The sequence below is a fragment of the Streptomyces sp. NPDC037013 genome, assembly GCF_055607265.1.
In genome coordinates, this window is record NZ_JBVJRV010000004.1 from 614,125 (window position 1) to 634,639 (window position 20,515).

At 70.8% G+C, this 20,515-nt stretch carries 18 protein-coding genes and 1 pseudogene; 11 read left to right on the forward strand and 8 right to left on the reverse strand.

Translation table 11 applies throughout. From position 1 onward, the window contains the following. Positions 1-22 precede the first annotated feature (22 nt). The 3 genes from ACZ7DY_RS17300 to ACZ7DY_RS17310 are packed head-to-tail and all read left to right on the forward strand — an operon-like array spanning position 23 to position 4,247. Positions 23-2,389, forward strand: coding sequence for an ABC transporter ATP-binding protein/permease (locus tag ACZ7DY_RS17300; RefSeq protein ID WP_471135906.1), 2,367 nt, complete (start codon positions 23-25; stop codon positions 2,387-2,389). Between the two features lie 11 nt (positions 2,390-2,400). Beyond that, complete coding sequence (locus ACZ7DY_RS17305) at positions 2,401-3,231, forward strand: hypothetical protein (protein WP_471135908.1); 831 nt, start codon at positions 2,401-2,403, stop codon at positions 3,229-3,231. Beyond that, the gene (locus ACZ7DY_RS17310) at positions 3,231-4,247 is read left to right on the forward strand and encodes a serine/threonine-protein kinase (protein WP_471135910.1); all 1,017 of its coding nucleotides are present in this window, start codon (positions 3,231-3,233) and stop codon (positions 4,245-4,247) included. The genes ACZ7DY_RS17305 and ACZ7DY_RS17310 overlap by 1 nt, the downstream gene beginning before the upstream one ends. Before the next feature lie 53 nt (positions 4,248-4,300). Here ACZ7DY_RS17310 and ACZ7DY_RS17315 read toward each other — a convergent pair whose 3' ends face one another. Then, positions 4,301-5,599 (reverse strand): streptophobe family protein, encoded by a 1,299-nt coding sequence (locus ACZ7DY_RS17315; RefSeq protein WP_471135912.1) that lies wholly within the window; start codon positions 5,597-5,599, stop codon positions 4,301-4,303. A gap of 171 nt (positions 5,600-5,770) precedes the next feature. Between ACZ7DY_RS17315 and ACZ7DY_RS17320 the strand changes: the two genes are divergently transcribed. Next, positions 5,771-7,060, forward strand: a complete 1,290-nt coding sequence (locus tag ACZ7DY_RS17320; protein WP_471135914.1) for a DUF6777 domain-containing protein — start codon at positions 5,771-5,773, stop codon at positions 7,058-7,060. A gap of 49 nt (positions 7,061-7,109) precedes the next feature. Next, positions 7,110-7,550: an OsmC family protein gene (locus ACZ7DY_RS17325; RefSeq protein ID WP_471135916.1), complete on the forward strand. Its 441-nt coding sequence runs from the start codon at positions 7,110-7,112 to the stop codon at positions 7,548-7,550. Positions 7,551-7,557: 7 nt separating this feature from the next. On the opposite strand, the gene ACZ7DY_RS17330 is transcribed toward ACZ7DY_RS17325, so the two are convergent. The 4 genes and pseudogenes from ACZ7DY_RS17330 to ACZ7DY_RS17345 form a co-directional block, all read right to left on the reverse strand. Continuing rightward, complete coding sequence (locus ACZ7DY_RS17330; protein WP_471135918.1) at positions 7,558-7,689, reverse strand: hypothetical protein; 132 nt, start codon at positions 7,687-7,689, stop codon at positions 7,558-7,560. Positions 7,690-7,957: 268 nt separating this feature from the next. Next, positions 7,958-8,149 (reverse strand): annotated as a pseudogene (locus ACZ7DY_RS17335) (DNA cytosine methyltransferase); the annotation flags it as partial. A gap of 15 nt (positions 8,150-8,164) precedes the next feature. After that, positions 8,165-8,911 carry a bestrophin-like domain gene (locus ACZ7DY_RS17340; protein WP_471135921.1) on the reverse strand — a complete coding sequence of 249 codons (747 nt, stop codon included), beginning with the start codon at positions 8,909-8,911 and terminating at the stop codon, positions 8,165-8,167. Positions 8,912-8,956: 45 nt separating this feature from the next. Next, the gene (locus ACZ7DY_RS17345) at positions 8,957-9,112 is read right to left on the reverse strand and encodes a hypothetical protein (RefSeq protein WP_398303853.1); all 156 of its coding nucleotides are present in this window, start codon (positions 9,110-9,112) and stop codon (positions 8,957-8,959) included. A gap of 1,601 nt (positions 9,113-10,713) precedes the next feature. Here ACZ7DY_RS17345 and ACZ7DY_RS17350 point away from each other — a divergent pair. From ACZ7DY_RS17350 to ACZ7DY_RS17360, 3 genes are all read left to right on the forward strand, one after another. Beyond that, positions 10,714-12,603, forward strand: coding sequence for a CASTOR/POLLUX-related putative ion channel (locus tag ACZ7DY_RS17350; protein WP_471135924.1), 1,890 nt, complete (start codon positions 10,714-10,716; stop codon positions 12,601-12,603). 213 nt (positions 12,604-12,816) lie between these two features. Then, entirely contained in the window at positions 12,817-14,727 is a 1,911-nt protein-coding gene (locus tag ACZ7DY_RS17355; protein ID WP_471135927.1) for a flavin monoamine oxidase family protein, read from the forward strand. Positions 14,728-14,942: 215 nt separating this feature from the next. Further along, positions 14,943-15,155 (forward strand): DUF6243 family protein, encoded by a 213-nt coding sequence (locus ACZ7DY_RS17360; RefSeq protein ID WP_468084274.1) that lies wholly within the window; start codon positions 14,943-14,945, stop codon positions 15,153-15,155. 231 nt (positions 15,156-15,386) lie between these two features. On the opposite strand, the gene ACZ7DY_RS17365 is transcribed toward ACZ7DY_RS17360, so the two are convergent. Beyond that, positions 15,387-16,001: a class I SAM-dependent methyltransferase gene (locus tag ACZ7DY_RS17365; protein ID WP_471135931.1), complete on the reverse strand. Its 615-nt coding sequence runs from the start codon at positions 15,999-16,001 to the stop codon at positions 15,387-15,389. Positions 16,002-16,077: 76 nt separating this feature from the next. Between ACZ7DY_RS17365 and ACZ7DY_RS17370 the strand changes: the two genes are divergently transcribed. From ACZ7DY_RS17370 to ACZ7DY_RS17380, 3 genes are all read left to right on the forward strand, one after another. After that, on the forward strand, positions 16,078-16,503 hold the full coding sequence (locus ACZ7DY_RS17370) for a hypothetical protein (protein ID WP_471135934.1): 426 nt from the start codon (positions 16,078-16,080) through the stop codon (positions 16,501-16,503). 114 nt (positions 16,504-16,617) lie between these two features. After that, complete coding sequence (locus tag ACZ7DY_RS17375; protein ID WP_471135937.1) at positions 16,618-17,184, forward strand: DoxX family protein; 567 nt, start codon at positions 16,618-16,620, stop codon at positions 17,182-17,184. Positions 17,185-17,504: 320 nt separating this feature from the next. Then, positions 17,505-18,050, forward strand: a complete 546-nt coding sequence (locus tag ACZ7DY_RS17380; RefSeq protein ID WP_471135940.1) for an isoprenylcysteine carboxyl methyltransferase family protein — start codon at positions 17,505-17,507, stop codon at positions 18,048-18,050. On the opposite strand, the gene ACZ7DY_RS17385 is transcribed toward ACZ7DY_RS17380, so the two are convergent. After that, on the reverse strand, positions 18,043-19,449 hold the full coding sequence (locus ACZ7DY_RS17385) for an erythromycin esterase family protein (protein WP_471135943.1): 1,407 nt from the start codon (positions 19,447-19,449) through the stop codon (positions 18,043-18,045). The genes ACZ7DY_RS17380 and ACZ7DY_RS17385 overlap by 8 nt on opposite strands. A 205-nt stretch (positions 19,450-19,654) precedes the next feature. Beyond that, the gene (gene thpR, locus ACZ7DY_RS17390) at positions 19,655-20,311 is read right to left on the reverse strand and encodes an RNA 2',3'-cyclic phosphodiesterase (RefSeq protein WP_471135945.1); all 657 of its coding nucleotides are present in this window, start codon (positions 20,309-20,311) and stop codon (positions 19,655-19,657) included. Between the last annotated feature and the right edge of the window lie 204 nt (positions 20,312-20,515).

Here is a 20,515-nt window from a genome sequence, read left to right on the forward strand (position 1 = left end):
GGCGAATGGGTAGAATTCAGGCATGGGGAAGCGGCCTGTGGCGCCGACTGCGCCCGAACTCTTGCTGGAGACCGACACCGGCTCCACGGTGATGAGTCCGACCCGGGACTATCACGTGGGCCGCGACCCGCTGAGCGACATCGTCATCGACGACGTCCGCGTCTCGTGGCATCACGCCGTCCTCCACGCCCAGCTCGATCACTGGACCATCGAGGACGAGCACAGCACCAACGGAACGTACGCCGACGGGCGGCGCGTCGAAGAGGGGAAAATCGGGCCGGGCAGCGTCATCCGCTTCGGCAGCGTCACCGACGGCCCGCGCGCGGTGGTCGTCGGCCGCACTCCGCCCGAACCCCGCGCTCCCGAACGCCCCTCCTCCGTCAGCACGCCCTCGGCCACCGGCACCTTCCGGCAGCCGACGACCGTGCGCCCGCTGCCCACCCGCACCATCCGCATCGGCCGAGCCGACGACAACGACGTGGTCATCGACGACCTGGTCGTCTCCCGCCGGCATGCCGAACTGAGGGTCCTCCCGGACGGTACGTACGAGATCGTCGACCTCGGCAGCCACAACGGCACCTACCTCAACGGCCAGCCGGTGGACCGCGCCCCTCTGGCGCCGGGGGACATCGTCGGCGTCGGCCACCGCGCGTACTGCCTCGTCGGCGACCAGCTGCAGGAGTACGTCGACACGGGCGAGGTGTCTCTCGACGTCCAGGGCCTGACGGTCACCGTCGACCGGGGCCGCAAGACACTCCTCGACCAGGTCTCGTTCCCCGTCGGCGAGAAGTGCCTGCTGGCCGTTGTCGGACCCAGCGGCGCGGGGAAGTCCACCCTGCTCAACGCCCTCACCGGACTGCGCCCCGCGGACGGCGGCACCGTCCTCTACGACGGCCGCGACCTCTACCGCGACTACGCGGAGCTGCGCCAGCGCATCGGCCTCGTACCGCAGGACGACATCCTGCACGTCCAGCTGACCGTGCGCCGCGCCCTCGGCTACGCCGCCGAACTCCGCTTCCCCCAGGACACCGAGCGGGCGGAACGCCGGGCCAGAGTCGACGAGGTCATCCGCGAACTCGGCCTGGAACACCGCGCCGACCAGCCCATCCACAGCCTCTCCGGCGGCCAGCGCAAACGCGTGAGTGTCGCACTCGAACTGCTCACCAAGCCCTCGCTGCTCTTCCTCGACGAGCCCACGTCCGGGCTCGACCCCGGCATGGACCGCTCGGTGATGCACATGCTGCGCGGCCTCGCCGACGACGGCCGCACGGTCATCGTCGTCACGCACAGCGTGCTCAGCCTCGACGTGTGCGACCGGCTCCTCGTCCTCGCCGCGGGCGGGAAGATCGCCTATTACGGGCCGCCGCGGGACGCGCTCCCGTTCTTCGGCTTCCCGCAGTGGCCGGAGGCGTTCGAGGCCTTCGAAGGCGACCGCGACCGGGACTGGGCACGGGACTACCACCTCTCGCCGCTGCACCAGCGCTACATCGTCAACTCCTCCGCGCAGCCGTACCTGATGTCCCTCCCGCAGGACGGCACGGCCACGCCCGGCTCCTTCGCGCCGCCTCCGAAGCCGCAGAGCTGGGGATCCCAACTGCGCACGCTGGTGCGGCGGTACGCGGCCGCGCTCGGCGCGGACCGCACGTTCCTCGCCATCATGATCGCCCTGCCGTTCGTGATGGGCGCCATGGCCCGCGCGCTGGCCGGAAGCAGGCTCACGCAGGAGACGGCGATGAACGCGCTGCTCATCCTCTGCGTCGGCGGAGTCCTGACCGGTGCCGCCAACGCGGTGCGCGAACTGGTCAAGGAACGCGTCATCTACCGGCGGGAACGGGCGGTGGGGCTCTCCAGATCGGCGTATCTGATGTCCAAGGTCGTCGTCCTCGGCACGGTCACGGTGCTCCAGTCCGTCGTGCTGACCCTCGTCGCTCTCCTCGGCGTCGACCTCAACGCGCCCGGCGGCGACGGGGTGTTGCTGCCACCGCTGGTGGAAGTCACCCTCGCGGTGGCCCTGCTGGCGTTCACCGCCATGATGTTGGGCCTCCTCGTATCGGCGCTGGTGCGCAAGGAAGAGGTGACGATGCCGCTGCTCGTGTTCCTCGCCATCGTCCAGGTGGTGTTCTGCGGCGCACTCCTCAAGCTGAACGGCGTGCCCGGCGTCGAACAACTGGCGTGGCTGGTGCCCTCGCGCTGGGCGCTGGGCGCCATGGCGGGCACCATCGGCCTCGGCAGGATCGTCCCGGGCGAACTGACCACCGACCCGCTGTTCCGGCACTCCGCGGGTGTCTGGCTGCTCGACATGGGGATGCTGGTGGTCCTGTCGGCAGTCTTCGGATACGTGGTCGCCAGGCTGCTGCGCCGCCATGAACCCGCAGTGATGCGGAAGTAGGAGCGCCGGCGATGACCCCCGCGGACTTCCGCCCCACCCATGTGGTTCCCCAGGACGGTCTGCCCGCCTGGGAGGCACCCGACGTGGAGCGTCCGACGACCCCCCTCGACGCGCTGCTGCCCGTGCAGCTGGTCGACCGGCTCGGCGACTGGGGCCGGATCGTGTGCGGCAACGGCTGGTCGGCATGGGTCGACGGCCGGCTCCTGCTCGCCGTGCCGCGCGATCCACCGGGCGCGAGCGGCCCCCTGACCCGCACGGCGGACCCGCGTCCGCTGTTGACCAGGACCGAGGACGCCCTCGGCCGCTACCGGAGTGCGGCGGAGGAACTGGCGGGCGGCGGCGACGGCGAGTCCTTCCGGCGCGGGACGCACGGGCTGCGGGTGGGCGTGGTAGTGGATGGCGAATCGTTGTGGCTCTACGACGCCGACCACGAGCGGTGGGTGTACTGCGACGGAAGGCGGCTGAGTACGTACGCGGCGACGGAAGGGCCCGCCACCGAGGGACACGGCGATGACCACGAGGCCGCCGAACCGCAACGGGCAGCCGCCGCCGACCTCGGCGCTTCCCCTCCGCCTGACGAGGAACCGACCCGCCTCGTCCCCGCCGCGCAGGAACCGACCGACGGAACCGACCGTTCGACCGCCGGGATGGGGCCGGGGGAGACGCAGGTGGTGAATGAGGTGGCAGGGCCTGAGCCGACGCGGGTGGCGGGCGAGGCGGTAGGGCCGGGGGAGACGCAGGTGGTCGATGAACTGCACACCCCGCACGGCCGACAAGCCGCCCCGTTTTTCCCGCCCGAGGGGGACGAACCCGATCAGCCGCTCCGATCCGGTGACGCCTGATGGCGGCCGCGCCGGGCGAGGACGGCCCGAGCCCGCACTCCGGGCGGCCCTCCGAGCTGATCGGGCAGCGGATCGCGGACTACCGGGTCGAGGGCGAGATCGGCCGCGGCGGCATGGCCGTGGTCTACCGCGCCAGGGACCTGCGCCTCGACCGGACCGTCGCCCTCAAGCTGCTCGCCCCCGAACTCGCCCGCAACGACACCTTCCGGCGGCGCTTCACGCACGAGTCACGCGTCGCCGCCGCGATCGAACACCCGCACATCGTGCCCGTCTTTGAGGCCGGCGAGACGGACGGGGTGCTCTACATCGCCATGCGGTACGTCCCCGGCAGCGATCTGCGCCACCTGCTCGACCGCGGCGGCCCGCTCTCCGTCACGGCCGCGCTCCGCATCGCCACCCAGATCGCGTCCGCGCTCGACGCGGCGCACGACCACGGTCTGGTCCACCGGGACGTCAAGCCCGGCAACATTCTCATCGCCAAGGGCACGGACAGCGACCACCCCGAGCACGCCTACCTCACGGACTTCGGCCTTACGAAGAAGTCCTTGTCGCTGACCGGATTCACGACCGTGGGCCAGTTCGTCGGGACCCTCGACTACGTGGCGCCGGAGCAGATATCGGGCCGCCCGGTGGACGGCCGATGCGATGTCTACAGTCTCGCCTGCGTCGTGTACGAGACCATGGCGGGCGGGCCGCCGTTCCAGCGCGACGACGACATCGCCCTCCTCTGGGCCCATCAGTACGACCAGCCGCCCCGCCTGACGGAGAAGCGGCCGGGTGTTGCCCCCGGCCTCGACGGGGTCCTCGCGAAGGCGCTGGCGAAGAGCCCGGAGGACCGGTACGGGTCGTGCCTGGAATTCGCCGCCACGCTGCGGGCCGCGGCCATGGGCAGAGGTGCGGAGGGCCACCCCCCGACGCGGGTGGACCGCCGCGTCGAGCAAGCCCCGGCCCACCCGGACGCGCCCCCCGACCCACCCCGCTGGGCCCAGCCGGTCTTTGGGCGGCTGACCGAATAGAACCGAATAGAGCGGCCGGTCTCCCGACGGCCGACCGCACAGCCCGCGCCAGGTCAGGCCCCGGGCCGCACCTCGCCCCGCCGATGGACCCGCCGCGCCGGCACCCCGCCGAGGAATCCAGAGACCAGACCCCAGGCAACGGCCAGGAGCAGCGCCTTCCAGAGGTGCGGCCGCAGCTCCACGAGGCCGGACAGGCCCCCGCCGAGATCTCCGATGCCGAGGAGCGAGAGCCCGTAGTGGGCGGACACGCCCGCCAGGAGACAGACGGCGAGCACGGTGAGGGCCAGCGCCACCGCCATGTGCACGGCGTGCTGCCAGGCCCGCATCCGTGCCGGGGAGCGGGCCGCCATCAGGAACGCCGCCGTCGGCACCAGGACCGCCGCGACGACCAGCAGCCACCACACCCGCCCGTCGTGCTCGGCGAGAGTCCGCAAGCTGAGCGTGGAATCGGCCGGCGGACGCAGCACCTCGTCGAGGACCCGCGGCATGGGCAGCCCGAACGGCCCGTCGACCCGGCCCTCCCAGGACGCGCCGAGCCCCAGGGTGAAGGCGAGCCAGACGAGGTTGGGCAACCCGAGCAGCAGCACCGCGAACGTCTCGGCGGCATGGCCGCGGGTCGCCGCCACGACGAGGCCGGCGGCGAGCCCCAGGGCGGCGTACGACAGCAGCAGGAACACCATGGCGTACGCCGCGGGACGCACCGATTCCTGGAAGCGCAGCAGGCGGGCGGGGAGCGGGGCGCCGCGCGAGACGGACAGTGCCACGACGAGGACGCCCGCGAGCCACAGCAGTCCGAAGACGAGGGTCAGCGGCACGTCCGTCGTGAATCCGACCTCGGGCGAGGAGTCCAGCAGATCGCCGATCTCCCCGGCGGGCCCGTCGCCGAGCGCGATCGCGAAGCGGTGCCGGGCCAGCAGGCCGAGGCCGGTGAGCAGCAGCACCCACAGCACCGCGATCCGGGCGGCCCAGCCGGTGAGTTCCCGCACGTCGGCCACGGCCCGGTGCCGCAGCGGCCGGAGGAACCCGGCGGCGACCACCAGAGCGCCGACGAGGCTGACGGAGAGCGGGAGCACGGAGAGCCCCGCGTCCGTCTCGGCGATCACCCCGGCGTCGCCGGAGAGCCCGACGGAGCCGCCGACCGCCATCACGACGACGGCCGCGACGACACTCGGGAACGCCTCGCCGGGCAGGTCGGCGGCTCCCGCGGCCCACAGGCCGAGCCCGGCGACGACGGCCATGGCCGCCAAGGAGGCGAGCACGGCCGCGAGGGCATGGGGCCAGCCATGAGAGGCTCTTCGGCTCTGCTCCGCACGTTGCGCCCCGGACCGTCGCGGCGGTGTCTGCTCGCTCACGGTGCCACGCTAAGCAGCGCGGGACCGGTCCGCCTTTCGAGAGGGCCTTCGGGAGGGCTTACGGGAAGGCCGACCGGCGTCGGCTTGCGGGTCCCCGGACGTCGGGGCACACAATAGGCGCGTACCGGGATAAAAGGTACGTCGCCGATCCCCCTACACAGGGAAGTGTTCGTGAGCGTCGAACCGCCGTCGTCAGGACGCCCCACAGGACCCCCTTCGGGCCCGCTCTCGGGTCCTTCGCAGCCGAGCCCCTCGGGGCCGGGCGAGACCCAGGCGGGCGCGAGCCCCGCCGGTTCGACGCCGCCTCCGGGTGGTGCGCGGGCCTCGGGCCCGCCGAGCGGCGGCCCGCCGAGCGGTCCGGCCGGTGGCGGGGGCCGCGGCGGCGAGTCCGACGGCCCGGGCGGGAGCGGCCCCGGTGCCGGTCGCGGAGGAGGTCACCCGTGGTGGAAGTCGGCGCCCCGCGTCGCGGCGATCTCCGCCGCGGTGGTGGCCGCGGTGATCCTGGCCGTCGTCCTCACCCGCCCCGACGGCTCGTCGGAGTCGGGCGGCGAGGTCCTCCTCCAGCCCGCGGGCAAGTCGGGGCCCGACCCCTTCACCCGGTCGACGGCCCGCGAGGGCTCCACGCCACCCTCCCCGAGCGAGCTGCCCAGCTCGTCCGCCTCGGCCAACGTGACGCGCGGCGTCGACGGCGCGGCGCCCGGTCTCTACGGCGGGACGCGGAAGGTCGGCAGCTGCGACGTGGAGAAGCAGGTCGGCGCGCTCCAGAAGGACCCGGCGAAGAACAAGGCGTTCGCCTCCGTCCTCGACATCGAACCGTCCGGCGTCCCCCGCTACCTGCGCTCGCTCACGCCCGTGCACCTGCGGCTGGACACCCGCGTGACCAACCACGGCTACCGCGACGGCCGTGCCACCGGCTACCAGGCCGTGCTGCAGACCGGCACCGCGGTACTGGTCGACGACCACGGCGTGCCGCGGGTGCGCTGCGCCTGCGGCAACCCGCTGCTGCCGCCCGTCGCGCAGAAGAGCACACCGCGGCAGACGGGCGACGCGTGGCCCGGATACCGGCCCTCGAACGTCGTGGTCGTGGCGCCCGCCACCCAGATCGTGAACCGGTTCGTCGTGTACGACCCGGACAGCGGTGACTGGTTCACCCGGGGCAAGGGCGACACGGGCACCGGCGACAAGAAGACGAAGCCTCCGGCGACCAGGCCTCCCTCACGGCACCCGGACACCCCGTCCCCAGACGAGTCGACCTCGACGGCCAGTACGCCGCCGTGCGACGCGCGGTCCCCCGGGGCACCCCCGGCAAGCTCGTGCCCGCCCTCGTCGGTCCTGCCGCCCTCCTCATCGGCGCCGCCCTCCTCGCCCGCCACGCAGCCGCCCTCCTCGGTCGAGGAAGAATCGCCCGCGTCCGGGCCCGCATCGCCGCCGTCGTCTCCCGAGGCGGACGGGAGCCCGTGAGCGAGCGGATGTCGCCGGGCCGGCGACGGCGGGACAGTACTCTCCTCGCATGAATGACAATGCGCTGCGTTCCGTCACCATCGAGCGGGCAGGCCCCGGCCGGTTCACCGCGACCAACGCCCGGGGGAGCACGCTGACCTTCGGCACCGGCGAGGGCGCCGACTTCACGCCGGTCGAGTTGTTCCTCGCGGCGATCGGCGGTTGCAGCGCGGCCGACGTGGAGGTCGCCACGAGCCGTCATGAGGAACCGGCCGCGTTCACCGTCACCGTGACCGGCACCAAGGTCGAGGACGAGGGCGGCAACCGGATGTCGGACCTCGGGGTCGCCTTCCACGTCACGTTCCCGGACGGTCCGTCTGGGGAGCGCGCCCGCACCATCCTGCCCCGGGCCGTGAAGACGTCGCACGACCGGCTGTGCACGGTCAGCCGCACGGTCGAGGCGGGCACCCCGGTCACCGTGACCGTCTCCGACGGCACCGGCGTCGCCTGACACACCGTCAGACGCGCAGCGCCTTCGCCATGTGCGCGACGAAGGCCGCCAGGTACGTGGTCAGGCCGGTGTGTCCGCTCTGGGCCAGGCGCTCAGCACGCAGGCGCAGGCTGCGGCGGGCGTGGTCGGCGCGGATCATCCGGGCATACGTGGCCGCGTGACTCGGCCAGGACGGTGTTCAGCCAGCCGGGGCTCGTGCGGTGCTGCTCGGCTGCGGGGGCCAATGCCGAGCGCATGGCACGGAACAGCTCGCCGTGCGTGTGGTTGGAGAAGTGGCCCGGCTCCAGCAGGCTGATCTCGTCGAGGCGCTGGACACCCTGCGTGGGCGTCGCCTGGGCGGCGGGGTGTTCGGGGTGGACGGTTCTCTCCGCCCGGCCATCCACCACACCGACACTCGAGTCGGCGGGCGGATGCGGCTTCCAGGTGCCATGGTCGCGAGGGTCGCTTCGGGTCTTGCGGGAGCCGGAGGGGGACGGCTCGGGCTCGCCGCCGGGGCCGCCTCCGGCGCACACGGTCGGTACGCGGCGGTCGGTGACGCCCCGGCCGAGGGCCTCGGCCATGGAGATCCAGCGGGCGCAGCCCGGGCCCAACAGCGAATCGCGCCACCGCATCTGCTACGCCCCTGGGAAGTACCGGTTGAAAGATGAGGAGTCGACCGCCATGAGGCCGGTGAAAGGCTGGTCCAACTGGTAGACGAGCAGAACAGTCAGGGTGACCAGGCCGGTGAGACCCATCACCATGACGACATGGGAGACGCTGCGCTGGATCCCGAACATGAACATGAAGGCGACGGTGAGCAGTCCGCCGCTCAGCAGGCCGAACCACAGGACCGGTGACAGACCGTTACGTGCGTCAGCTTCTCGGCCCCGGCGCGCGTCACCCATGACCCAGACCTGGTTGGCCACCTCTTGCACGGTGACCTGCTCCACCGCCTTCGCGTCGGCGGGAGCCCGGTTCGCAGTGCGCACATTCTGCAGGAGACGCCAGCCCTCCTGCCCCGGAGGTTCTCCTGCCGCCATGGCCGGGAGCTCGGTGCGCACCGCGTGGTGTACGTACTGCGTCACGCTCTTGCGCAGGCGCACCGCGTCGGCCCCGGGCAGGCCTTCGGCGAGCTGGTAGATCTCGTGGGCCGCGTTCGCCTCGTTCTGGACGTGCTCCTCCGCGCTGGACCTGCCTTCCCAGACCGACACCAGCGACAGTCCCAGCAGCAACGCGTACAAGACGCCGACCATCATCGCGATGTACTCGGCCACGTCTTCCCGCGGCTCGGCGTCGTCGTTCGGCCAGTAGCGGTGACGCAGGAGCACGCTCGCGGCCGCGAGCATGGACACACCCAGGACCAGCGCGATCGTTTCGGTCATGAGCGCTCCTTCTGGGTACGGCGCGGCTACCGGGGCGTCCGTACGTCACTTCAGGCGCGAGCCGAGCAGGACTGCTGCCAGGACCGCCGGAAACACGATCAGGAACAGGAGGGCCACCAGGCCGGTCCCGGTGGGCCCGTGTCCTGGACGATAGAGGCGGTCCAGGAGCTCCACATCTTGGGCGGTGTGTTCGGGGCGCACCGGTGTCACGCTGGAGGTATCGGGGTCCAGGAGAGGCGGCGGGACCACTGGCTGCAGCAGCGGTGGCCGGACCGCAGCCGCTGGAGGTCGCGTCAGACCCGGTGGCGCGAACGGGACCGCGCCCGGAGGCAGGGGGAAGAGACCCGGCGGTGCGAACGGGACCGCACCTGGGGGAGCGGGGAAGAGAGCCGGCGGGGCGAGCGGCGGCCCCGGCGGAGCGGGCGGCGCGGGCGGCACCGCTGGTGGCGCGAGGAAGAGACCCGGCGTGGTGAGTGGGATCCCCGGGGGCGCGACGGAGAGACGCGGTGGCGCGAGCCGGGCCTCCGGGGGAACGGGGAGCGGGCCGGGCTCGGGCACTGCGGGGACAGGTCGCGCGCCGGGAGGAACAGGAGCGGTCCGCTGCCCGGTCCGGGCTTCGGGCGGAGGGGGAGGCGGGGGCCGAACAGCAGCGGCCCACAGGGTGAACCGCACCGAGGAGTGTGCCGTGAGGCGCGGGGGAGGGATCAGCGCGCCGGTACGTCCCAGCGTCCGGGTGAGGTCGTTGCCCTCGGCGAAGCCCCTGCTCTCGTAGATGCCCGGTGCCGCATGAGCGATGGAACGGCATGAAGCGGAGCGCCCGGGAGCGATCTGTGGCACCACCGGGCGGCCGGCCCCGCAGTCGACGGCCCTCGCCTCCGGCAGCGCGTCACTGACGCGGACCTGGTGAACGGTGAGGTCGCCCCGATTCGTCACCGCGTAATGGATGACGCCCCGCTGCGGGGCCACCTCGACCGTCTGGACGAGGGCCAGGACTCCTCCGACCCCCCGGTATCCCGCCCGTGCGCGGGCCCGGGACTCCGTGTTCATGGCGCGGACAGCACCGACGGCGGTGACGTCCGTTGCCTGGACGCCCGGGGCGGCCCGCGTCTCGGCCGTGCACGTGGCCGAGCTGAGACCACGCAGCATCGCCACCGAGTGCCGTCCCCCGCAGTTGACGGCCACGCCCCGGGGGAGGGCGGGGTCGGTCACCCGCACGTTCAACAGGTCGGCCCCCGTACGATTGATCAGGCGGTAGACCTTGTGAACGGGGTCACCGACCCGGATGCCGGGATGCAGTGCCCCGGTGCCCGGCCGGGTGTTGACGTTCACTTGCAGTGCCAGGCCGCCGTTCCCCGCGCCGTCGGCCTTCGCGCGTCCTCCACCGGGCACCGCGACAGCGCAGGCCAGAAACAGCAGTGCGGATGCGTGCAAAGGCCACACCAACGCCTTCCTCCAGCGGATACGCATGCCGCCATGCTCGACGAGGACCGCATTTCCCACGGAAAGGAACGCGCCTGCTGTCTCCGTTGCGGTGTGACAATCACCCTTGTGGCCTCGTGCCGGCCTCACCTCATCGGCGTGGGAAAGTGCCGGTCGAACGTTTCCAGAGCCGTCAGGTAGCGCATCAAGGGCCCTCTCGGCCGTCGGTGTGGGCCCGGATGGATGAACGACATGGTCCGAGCGGGCGATCGTGCCCATGCCGAATGATCAAGCCTCGGGGTGGGGCGCAAGCTGGGCTGAGCTCGGGTGGCGGAAGAGACGCGGGCCGGGGCCGAGGTCGAGGGGCGACGTTGCTTCAGCGGTTGCAGTACAGATTCGACAATGTCATGGCGCGCGGAACGCCGGCACTCATCGGAGTGCTGGCCACTGCCTGCTGTGTACTCGTGTTGCTCAATGGGGCGCTGCTGTTGTTGCTGGCTCCGACGGAGGCGTTTTCGCAGGGTGGGGAGTCGTGGCTGTGGTCCGGTTTCCTGCGGGTCATCAGCCCAGCGGTGATTGCCAGGGACCGGGGTCCGGCTCCGTTCCTGGCCGTTGCGGCGCTGATGGCTTTCGGCGGGATCTTCCTGATGAGCACGCTCATCCCGGTGATCAGCGCGGGGCTCCAGAACCAGCTGGCCCGCCTGCGCCGCGGCCGTTCGGCCGTCGTCGAGAACGGGCACACGGTCGTGCTGGGCTGGTCTCCCCATGTCTACACCGTGCTCGGCGAGTTGGTGGAGGCCAATCGCAGCCGGCGCCGTGCCTGTGTGGCCATCCTCGCGGAGAAGGACCGCCCGGAGATGGAAGCCGCGATCCGGGAACGGGTGGGACATACCGCGACCACCAGAGTTGTGTGCCGCAGCGGTGACCCCACCGACCCGGTCGACATCGCGATCGTCAATCCTTCGACCGCACGCTCGATCATCGTGATCCCGCCAGAGGGTGACGATCCTGACATCGCGGTCGTCAAGTCGCTGCTGGCCGTGGGGAGTAGCCAGGAACCTCGGGGGCGGGGCGGGGACAGTGCCGCACCGGTGATCGTGGCCAGCGTCCAGGAGGCACAGAACCTGTCCGTGGCGCGCCTGGCCGGCGGTGCCACCTGTCATGTCATCAGCGCTCAGGGGTTCATCTCCCGGCTGATGGTGCAGATGAGCCTTCAGTGTGGGCTGTCCGCGGTCTATACCGACCTGTTGGACTTCGAAGGCGATGAGATCTACATGCAGCCGCAGCCCGAACTGGTCGGACGGACCTTCGGTGAAACGCTGGCGGCCTACCGGACCTCGTGCGTGATCGGGTTGATGGACGCGTCCGGCCGCGTACGGCTCAACCCCCGCCACGACACAGTGCTGCGCGCACAGGACCAGATCGTCGCCATCAGTGAGGACGACGGCACAGTGGTGTTGTCCGAAACGGTGCCCGTCGTCGACGAGACGGCGATCTCACCCCCCGATGTCCCCGAGCGGCCGGGGCGGCGGGTACTGATGGTGGGCTGGAGTCGACACGCGCCCGACATCGTCCGCCAGCTTCAGACGCAGCTGCCTGCCGGATCCCGGGTGGACGTGATCGCCGATTCCGACCTCACCGGCGCCGAGAAAGCGCTGACGGGCGCGGGCGACAGCGTCCCCGAAGTGTCCTTCCGCCAGGCCGACACCACCCGTCGGGAGGTGCTGGAGTCCGCCGGCCTCGGCGCCTACGACCACGTCATGGTCGTCTGCCCGAACGAGCGGGACCCCCGCGGCTCCGATGCCCGTACCCTCACCACCTTGTTGAAGCTACGCGATCTGGCGGCCCGGGACTCCCACGATTTCTCCCTGGCCACGGAGATCGCCGACGACCGCAACCGCGCCCTGGCCCGGGCGGCGAAGGCGGACGACTTCATCGTGAGCAGCGAGCTGGTGAGCCTGTGCCTCGCCCAGCTCTCCGAGAACCCCCGACTGAGCCAGATCTTCGACGAGCTGTTCGGACCGCGGGGCGTCCAGATCAGCCTGCGTCCCATGGCCTGCTATGTACGGGCCGGGGCGGACACCGACTTCTTCACGGTGACCGCCGCGGCCGCCCGGTGTGGTGAGATCGCCCTCGGTCACCGCATCCGCGCCCGGGCCCAACTGCCTCCCGACTACGGGGTTCTGATCAACCCTGACAAGGCGGAACGCGTCAGCTACACCGAGGGCGACCAGATCATCATTCTGTCGGCCGGCACACGCGACGAGTCCTGAGCGCCGGGGGGGGGTGCCCTGCGCCGCTCGGGCTCCCAAGAAGCGAGAAGGCCAGGAACACGGCCTCTTGCGTTGCGGGTCGGCCCGGGTGCCGGGCAGGATCCTGCCCGAAGTCAGGCCTGTGGGGAAGGATGTGTGTCCGACCGGGTGACCTGCGCTCTCTGGCGCGGTGTCCCGGCCGGGACAACACGGTCGCCGGGCGAGGCTGTGACCATGAACGCACAGCCTTCCAGGCGCGCCGTCATGGCCGCGGCCGGCAGCACCACCCTGACTGCCGGACTCACCGGCTCCGCCCCGCAGGCGGCCGCCGCGTCCGCTCTCGCGCCCCTGGCCGCACCCTCCGCGCCGACCGGGGGCGCCGACTGGCGGACCTGCCTGGCACTCGCCCGGGCCATCCTCGTCCTTGACGAGGACAACAGGCCCCTCACCCCCGCGTACACCGACATCCTGCTCGGCAAGGGCCTGCCCCGTGGGGGCGGGAGAAGGAAGGTTCTGGTCATCGGGGCCGGCCCGGCCGGCATGGTGGCCGCCCACCTCCTGCGCGAGGCCGGGCACGACGTCACCGTGCTCGAAGCCAACGCCAACCGGGTCGGCGGGCGCATCAAGACGTTCCGCACCGGTGGCCATGAGAATGCCGACCAGCCGTTCGCCGACCCCGCTCAGTACGCGGAGGCCGGAGCGATGCGGATCCCCGACAGCCACCCTCTGGTCACCGGGCTGATCGAAGCGCTCGGCCTCGAGCGTCGCCGTTTCCACCTCATCGACATCGACGCCTCGGGGAAGCCCGCGAACCGCACATGGATCCACGTCAACGGCATCCGGGCCCGCCGCTCCGACTATCAGGACAAGCCCCGGCGGATCAACCGCTCCTTCGGTGTCCCCGCGCGACACGAGAACACGCCGGCGGCCGACCTGCTGCGCGCCGCACTGGCACCGGCCAGGGCACTGGTCGACGGCAAGAGCGGCCGCGAACTCGTCGAAGGCTGGGCGAGAGTGCTCCACACGTACGGGCACTGGTCGATGTACCGCTACCTCAAAGAACGAGCCGGACTCGACGAGAACACCATCGACCTGATCGGCACCGTCCAGAACCTCACCTCGCGCCTGCATCTCTCCTTCCTCCACAGCTTCCTCTCCGCGGCATTGATCAGCCCGGGCACCGCCTTCTACGAGCTGCCCGGAGGCACCGCCACTCTCGTCGACGCCCTCTACGAGCAGGTGAGGGATCTCGTACACCTGGACCGGCGCGCCGTGCGCATCGACCACCGGGCCGGCAGCGTCACTGTGCACACCGTCTCCGAGAGCCGCACGAGCCAGCCCGTGACCGAAGTGTTCACCGGCGATGAGGCGATCATCACCGTGCCCTTCTCCGGGCTGCGTCACGTCACCTTCACACCCGCCATCTCCTACCGAAAACGGCGCGCCATCACCGAACTCCACTACGACGCGGCCACCAAGGTGCTCCTGGAGTTCTCACGCCGCTGGTGGGAGTTCAGCGAACGGGACTGGAAACGCGAACTCGACGCCGTACGCCCCGGTCTCTACGAGGCATACCGTGCCGGGAAAGCGCCTACGGACGGCTCGTTGCTCGGCGCCCATCCCTCCGTCCCCGAGGGCCAGGTCTCCGAGCGCCAGCGCATCCACTACGCAGCGCACCGTTCCCCCCAGCGAAACCAGCCCGAAGCGGCGCGGGTCATCGGCGGCGGCTCGATCACCGACAATCCCAATCGCTTCATCTATGAACCCTCCCACCCCGTTCCCGGAAGTCCGGGTGGTGTTCTGCTTGCTTCCTACACCTGGTCCGACGACGCCCTGAAGTGGGACGCCTACGACGACGAGGAGCGCTACCCCCTGGCACTCACCGGTGTTCAGGAGGTATACGGCCAGCGCACCGAAATCTTCTACACGGGAAAGGGCCGCACCCAGTCATGGATGCGTGACCCCTACGCCTACGGGGAAGCATCCGTCCTCCTTCCCGGTCAGCACACCGAACTCTTCCCCGGCATCCCCGCCTCCGAGGGCCCCTTGCACTTCGCGGGCTGCCACACTTCCCTCAAGCCCGCATGGATCGAAGGGGCCCTCGAATCCGCGATCCGCACAGCACTGGAAGTCCACACCGGATGACAGGGGCCATGTGTCGACGGGGGTCGGATCGGCTCGCTTAGGCACGAACAACTTGGTGTGCGGGGCCGACGGAACCAGGTAACGTCTTGGCCATGTTCTTCCAGACGCCGATTTACGAGTGAGAGCGTGACGGGCTCCCGCTGACGTCCTGCGACGGGGCCGCGCCCGTCCCCTCCGAGAATACTTAGGCACTTCACACCATTTTGGGAGAACTTGTGAGCAAGAACATCAACAACCCTGTGGGCATGGGCGGCGGCAAGCGCAAGAGGCTGTCCCGCGCCGAGCGCCAGAACAACGGTCCGCACCGGAACCTCGACCGCCAGGGTGCCGCCGACCAGAAGGCGGAGCTGGTGCGCAAGATGCGCGAGAAGGTCGGCGCGGCCGAGGGTGACGCCGGGCAGGCGAGCGACGACACCGCACAGAACTGACGCACCGCCGCCGCGGGGCGGCACCACATGGGGCAGGGCCCGGATCGCGACGCGCGGTCCGGGCCCTGCTGCCCTACCGGGCCGGCTGGTCCGTTCAGCTCGACGGAGCCCCCGCCCCGGCACACCCCGAAAGCCCCGGAACCGTGCGGTGAGTCGCATCACCCACCGGGGGAAGCGACGGCTTCGTCGGGCCCGGTGCCCGGGCGCTGACAGTTTCTCGGTCGTTCCCTTTCAGCCGCGATGCGCCCGATGGACGCTGACGGCATAGCCGCCGCCCTGGTAGGGGTGGGCGTCCCACGTGGCGAAGCGGTCGACGAAGGTGAGGCCGGCCGTGGCGCAGTGGGCGTCGTACTCCGGCAGGGTCAGGGTGGGCGATACCGGCAGGTGGGCTTCGTCCAGGCCGAATCCGGCGACCATGAGGCCGCCCGGGCGCAGGCTCCGGGCCAAGCGGCTGACCACCGCGGCCTCCGTACCCGCGGCAAGGAGCGGGAAGATGTTGCCGGCGGCCACCACGAGGTCGAAGTCCGTGCCACCATGCAGTTCAGCCGGGTCGAACGCGGCCAGATCTGCCTGGATCCAGGGCAGGTGGGGTGCCTGTTTGCGCGCCACGGCCAGCATGGAAGCGTCGAGGTCGACTCCGACACAGACATACCCGAGCTCCGCCAACCGGATCATGACCCGGCCGGTACCGCACCCGGCATCCAGCACCCTCGCACCGGTGGGCACCAGCGTGGCGCACAGCCGTGCCTCACCGTGCATGTCCCTGCCGCTGCCGGCCAGGGCGGCAAACCGGGCGGCGTAGTCCTCTCCGGACGTCCCACCGGTCAACTCTTCCCAACGACTCATGATCGACAGCGTAGGCGAGCAGCAAGACTTGAAAGGCTTCTTTACTTGAAAGTTCAAGGCTAGTAGCGTGTCCGCCATGAGCCAGAGCTGCCCGCGCCGTCCCCGCACCGGCCGGGGCATGACGACGCGGACGGCACGACCCGGGGGGCACGCCGTCCGCGTGGCGCTGATCGCCCTGCTCTTCGTCTTCCTGGCTCCCCTGTTCGGCATCGACGGGGCAACGGCGTCCGCTTCTGTCGGGCCCGAGACCGCAATCCGCGCGACCGCCGTTTCCGCCGCGCCTCGGGCCGACTCCCCGGCCGAGGACCGCGGCTGCCACGAGGGGCAGCCGGCGGACCCGAGGGGCGGGGTGGTGCCGTGTCCGGACCCGCCGGGGTCGCACATCCCCAAGTCGACGTCCAAGCCGCCGAGTCCTCCGCACGTCGTCCCGGCCCTCGCCGGACCCTCGCACCAGGACGTCACGTCGGTCGATTTGTACGGAATCCAGATCATCAGAACGTAGACGGGTCTCTCCACCCGCAAGCCGACAGTGCCCGACAGCGCTGCTCGGCGTCGCTTCGCTGCGCCTCCGGGAGCAGCAGCCTCACGTACGCCCTTCCCTACAGGAGAGACACCCATGTCCGTTTTCGCCAGTAACAGCACACCTGCCGGCGCCACGTCCCCGAACGACGCCACATCCCTTCCCGTGCCTACCCGGTCCGGCAGTGACCTCGGGCTCCTGCTGCTGCGCTGGACGGTCGGCCTGACCATGGCCGCCCACGGAGCCCAGAAGCTCTTCGGCTGGTTCGACGGCGGTGGCCTGGACGGCGCCGCGGGGTTCTTCGAGGGCAACGGTTACGAGGCCGCACACACAATGGCCGTGATCGCCGGGCTCACCGAGACCCTGTGCGGCCTCGGGCTCGTCATCGGCCTGCTCACCCCGCTCGCCGCGGCGGGCGTCGTGGGCGTCATGCTCAACGTCGTCGCCGTCAAGTGGGGCGGCGGATTCTTCAGTCCCGCCGGCATCGAGTTCGAACTGCTGCTCCTCGTTGCCGCCGCGAGCCTGGCACTGACCGGACCCGGTAGGTTCGCGGCCGACCGGCTCCTCCCCGTACTGCGCGCACACCGGCTTTCCCACGGTCTCGCCGCCGTGGCATTCGGCGCCGCGACGGCCGGCATCGTTCTGGTGACCCTCCGCGCCTGAGATCCCTGTGGGGTAAGGGGTCTTCCGGCGCGGACCGGCACCGGAAGACCCCGCCTGCAAGCGCTGGTACTGGATGGCCATGGCTGGAACGGGCTTACGGGGCCCAACGAGTGACAGATCGTTCCCTCCACCCGTCGCTGGTGTTCACACAGTGGCGCGCAGAACAAGCTGGGTGCGGCCGGGCGGCAGGCGTAGGACCGGCTCGGTCGGCACGTGGGGTGGCTTGATACGCAAGGTCGGCGCTCTCGACACCTCCGGACTCACACCGGTCGGACAGCATGCCCAGGAGGAGATCGCCGCCCACATGACGCCACCCCGTCATGATCACCCTTCATGTCTACCTGCTCGTCGGGACCGCTGCGGAGGTGGTCCTCGCCGACCGCGCCTTCGTCCCTCTGATCGGCTGGCCGGCGCTGGACGTCCTCGTCCTCGTGCAGGCCGGCCGCGCCTGGTGCATGAGGGCGCTCGGCCCCCGATGGAACACCCGTGTCATCGTCGTGCCCGGGCTACCGCTGGTCACCACCGGCCTCTACCGCTGGATGCGACACCCCAACTACCTCATCGTCCTCTTCGAAGGCATCGCCCTGCCCCTCGTCCACACGGCATGGATCACCGCCACGCTCTCCACCATCGCCGACACGCCTTGGCTCGCCGTCCGCGTCCGGACGGAGGACGCGGTGCTGTGGCCTGCGGTGGGGCCAGTGGCGCGGGCCAGTTCGCGGAGCTGTTCGCCGACTTCGCCGGCTTCGCCGACGGACGCCTGCTGTTCGCGGTGCGGGTGTCCTACCCACCCCCGGCGGCGCGGGACGTCGGATCGGCCGACTTCCCGCGCCGCATCCGTGCCGTACGGGTCCGACGCTACTTGAGCATGTCGGCCGCCTTCACCCGGTGAAGGTGGATCAGAACGTCGTGGGTCTTCGCGAGCCGGATCTGTGCGGCGTTGCCGTTCCAGGGGTAGGTGGCGCCGATGTTCTTGACGGTGCGTGACTCGGTGAGCCAGGCGCGGGCCGGGGCGGGGGCGCTGCGCAGGTCCACCATGAAGTCGCGGTGGCGTACCCGGTCCAGGGTGTGCTCGGTGGTGCCGGGTGCGGCCGGGCCGATGGTGAACCGGTGGACGCCGCCGTCCTGGCCCAAGGCGTTGAACGAGCCCCGGTCGAAGGTGAGGCCGACACTCAGGTAGTGGCGGCCCAACTGTTCACGAAGGAAGTCGCCTTGGGCCTTCGGGTGCGTATTGGGGACGTACGTCTTGAGGGCGATGTGGCTGTTGTGGGCGGAGAGCAGGATCTTGTCGCCCGTCTGCCGCTGCCACCAGGCGACGTTCTGTGCCATGACCTGGTCGCGGTAGCGCATGGCATCAGGGATGACCTGGGGGTCGTCCCAGTCAAAGGCGTACATGGTGGTCATCTGGTGGATCGCGGTGGCGTGCTGGACGGCCCAGGCGTGCCCGTCGGCGTCCTTGCCGGGCCGCTGTTCGAGCAGGTCCAGTGCCCGGCCGGTCCGCTCGGCGAGCTCCTTGCGTTCGGCCAGCGGCTTCGACAGGTATTCATTGACGTACGTCTCGGCGTCGGTGGTGGGCCGCAGGCCCCGGTACAGCTCGGTGAGTCGCGGGCCGAGTTCGGGCCGGGCCGCGGCCGCGTAGGCGCTCACCTTGTCGTACAGCTCGGCACCGGCGAACCCGTTGTCGTCGCCGACGAAGCGGAGGGGGTCCTTGGGGTGCTTGACGTTGTACGCGCGCATCCACTGGAGCAGACCGCGGTACTCGCTGGTGTTCCAGAACTGGTAGGTGCCCTGGAACTCCTCGTCCATGATCTGCTTCAAGTCGCCCTCGCCACGGGTGAGGTAGGCGTCGAGCCGCAGTCCGGTGCTCCAGGGGGCTTCGAGGGCGAAGGCCCGGAAGCCCTTCTTCTCCACCAGGTACCGCAAGATTCGGTGCTTGACGGTGAAGAACTCGTGCGAGCCGTGGGTGGCCTCGCCCAGGCCCACCACCCGGGCATCGCGGACCATCTGGCCCAGCGGGCCGAGATCGGCCAGGCCGCCGCGCGGCTCAGTGGTGCGCAGCGGGTGGGCCACCCGGCCAAGGGCCGCCTCTGGGGAGCGCAATGCGGCGGGCGCGGCCCCCTCCGGACCGGCGGGCGCGGCGGCATCGGCGGAGACCGGTGCGGCGGCCGAGGCGGGCGGAGTGGCAGCGGAGGCGGCCGGGATGACGGCCAGGGTGGCACCGAGCGGGACGAGGAGGGCGGCGAGCAGGGCATTGTGCGTTCTCATGAGCCCAACTCTCGCCGTGCGGGCATGTCCCGGACCATCCAGTGCACCCCCCGAACCGCCCGGGAGTTAGCTCCACCCATTCAGGAACGAAAACCAGGACCCTGGTCCTGGTCCTGGTCCTGGTCCTGGTCCTGGTCCTGGTCCTGGGTCCTGGTCCCGGGTCCTGGACGGGAACGAGGCGTGGGGTTCCATATGGCGTGCGTAGTCAACCCCCATCCGGCGAGAGCCGTTGTGCAGTTGACCCGGAGCGCGTGGCTGCTTGCCCAAGGCGTGCAGTGGCCAGGGGCCACGCGTCGATGTCGCGATAGCGCCGCGGGCCTGAGTGGCCTCTTGTCGTGCTGCCGACCAGGTGGAGGCGTCCGGCCTGCCAAGGGCGTCCGGTGAAGCCGTCGAGGCAGGCGGCCGCTGCCTTCACGGACGCGTTGTCGTTGCGGCGAGCGCGGGCCAGCGTGAGGTGGGGACGCAGCGGACGTTCGGGGAAGTCGACGTCGCAACTCCTGACCAACGCCCGTACCGCTTCGGCCAGCTCGTGCAGCTGGTCGAGATCGCCCTCGATGCCGCTCCACAGCACGCGCTCGTCGAAGTGTCCACCACCGATCAGCACCAGTTCGAGAGAGGGGTGGGCGGCCGCCAGGTCGGCGAGGGGCGAACGAAGCCGCTGGACGACCCGCACCGGCAGCTCGCCCAGGAAGGCGAGGGTGATGTGCCAGTCCTCGATGCGGTTCCAGCGCAGGTCGGGATAGGCGGCATAGGCCGGGCTCAGCGCGTGCGCCAGCTCGTTCTTCGCATCGTCGGGCGGCGCAAGGGCGATAAAGGCGTGCTGGGTGGCGGCCTGGTGCGGTTCGGTCACGGACGTCTTCATACCTCATGCGTCCGCGCGGCCGAAGCCTGAGGTGCTGCCCATAGGGGACATCCGAGCCGGGAGCTCTCCTTGCAGTTGTCCACCTTTGCGCTCGACTGTGCGCCGTGAGGCGTAACCCACGCTGTGTCGATTCGCGATGCCCCCTGCGTTTTATAGGCCCTCCACGATGGATGGCTCTCTCAGAAAGGGTGGTCTGTGCTGCGT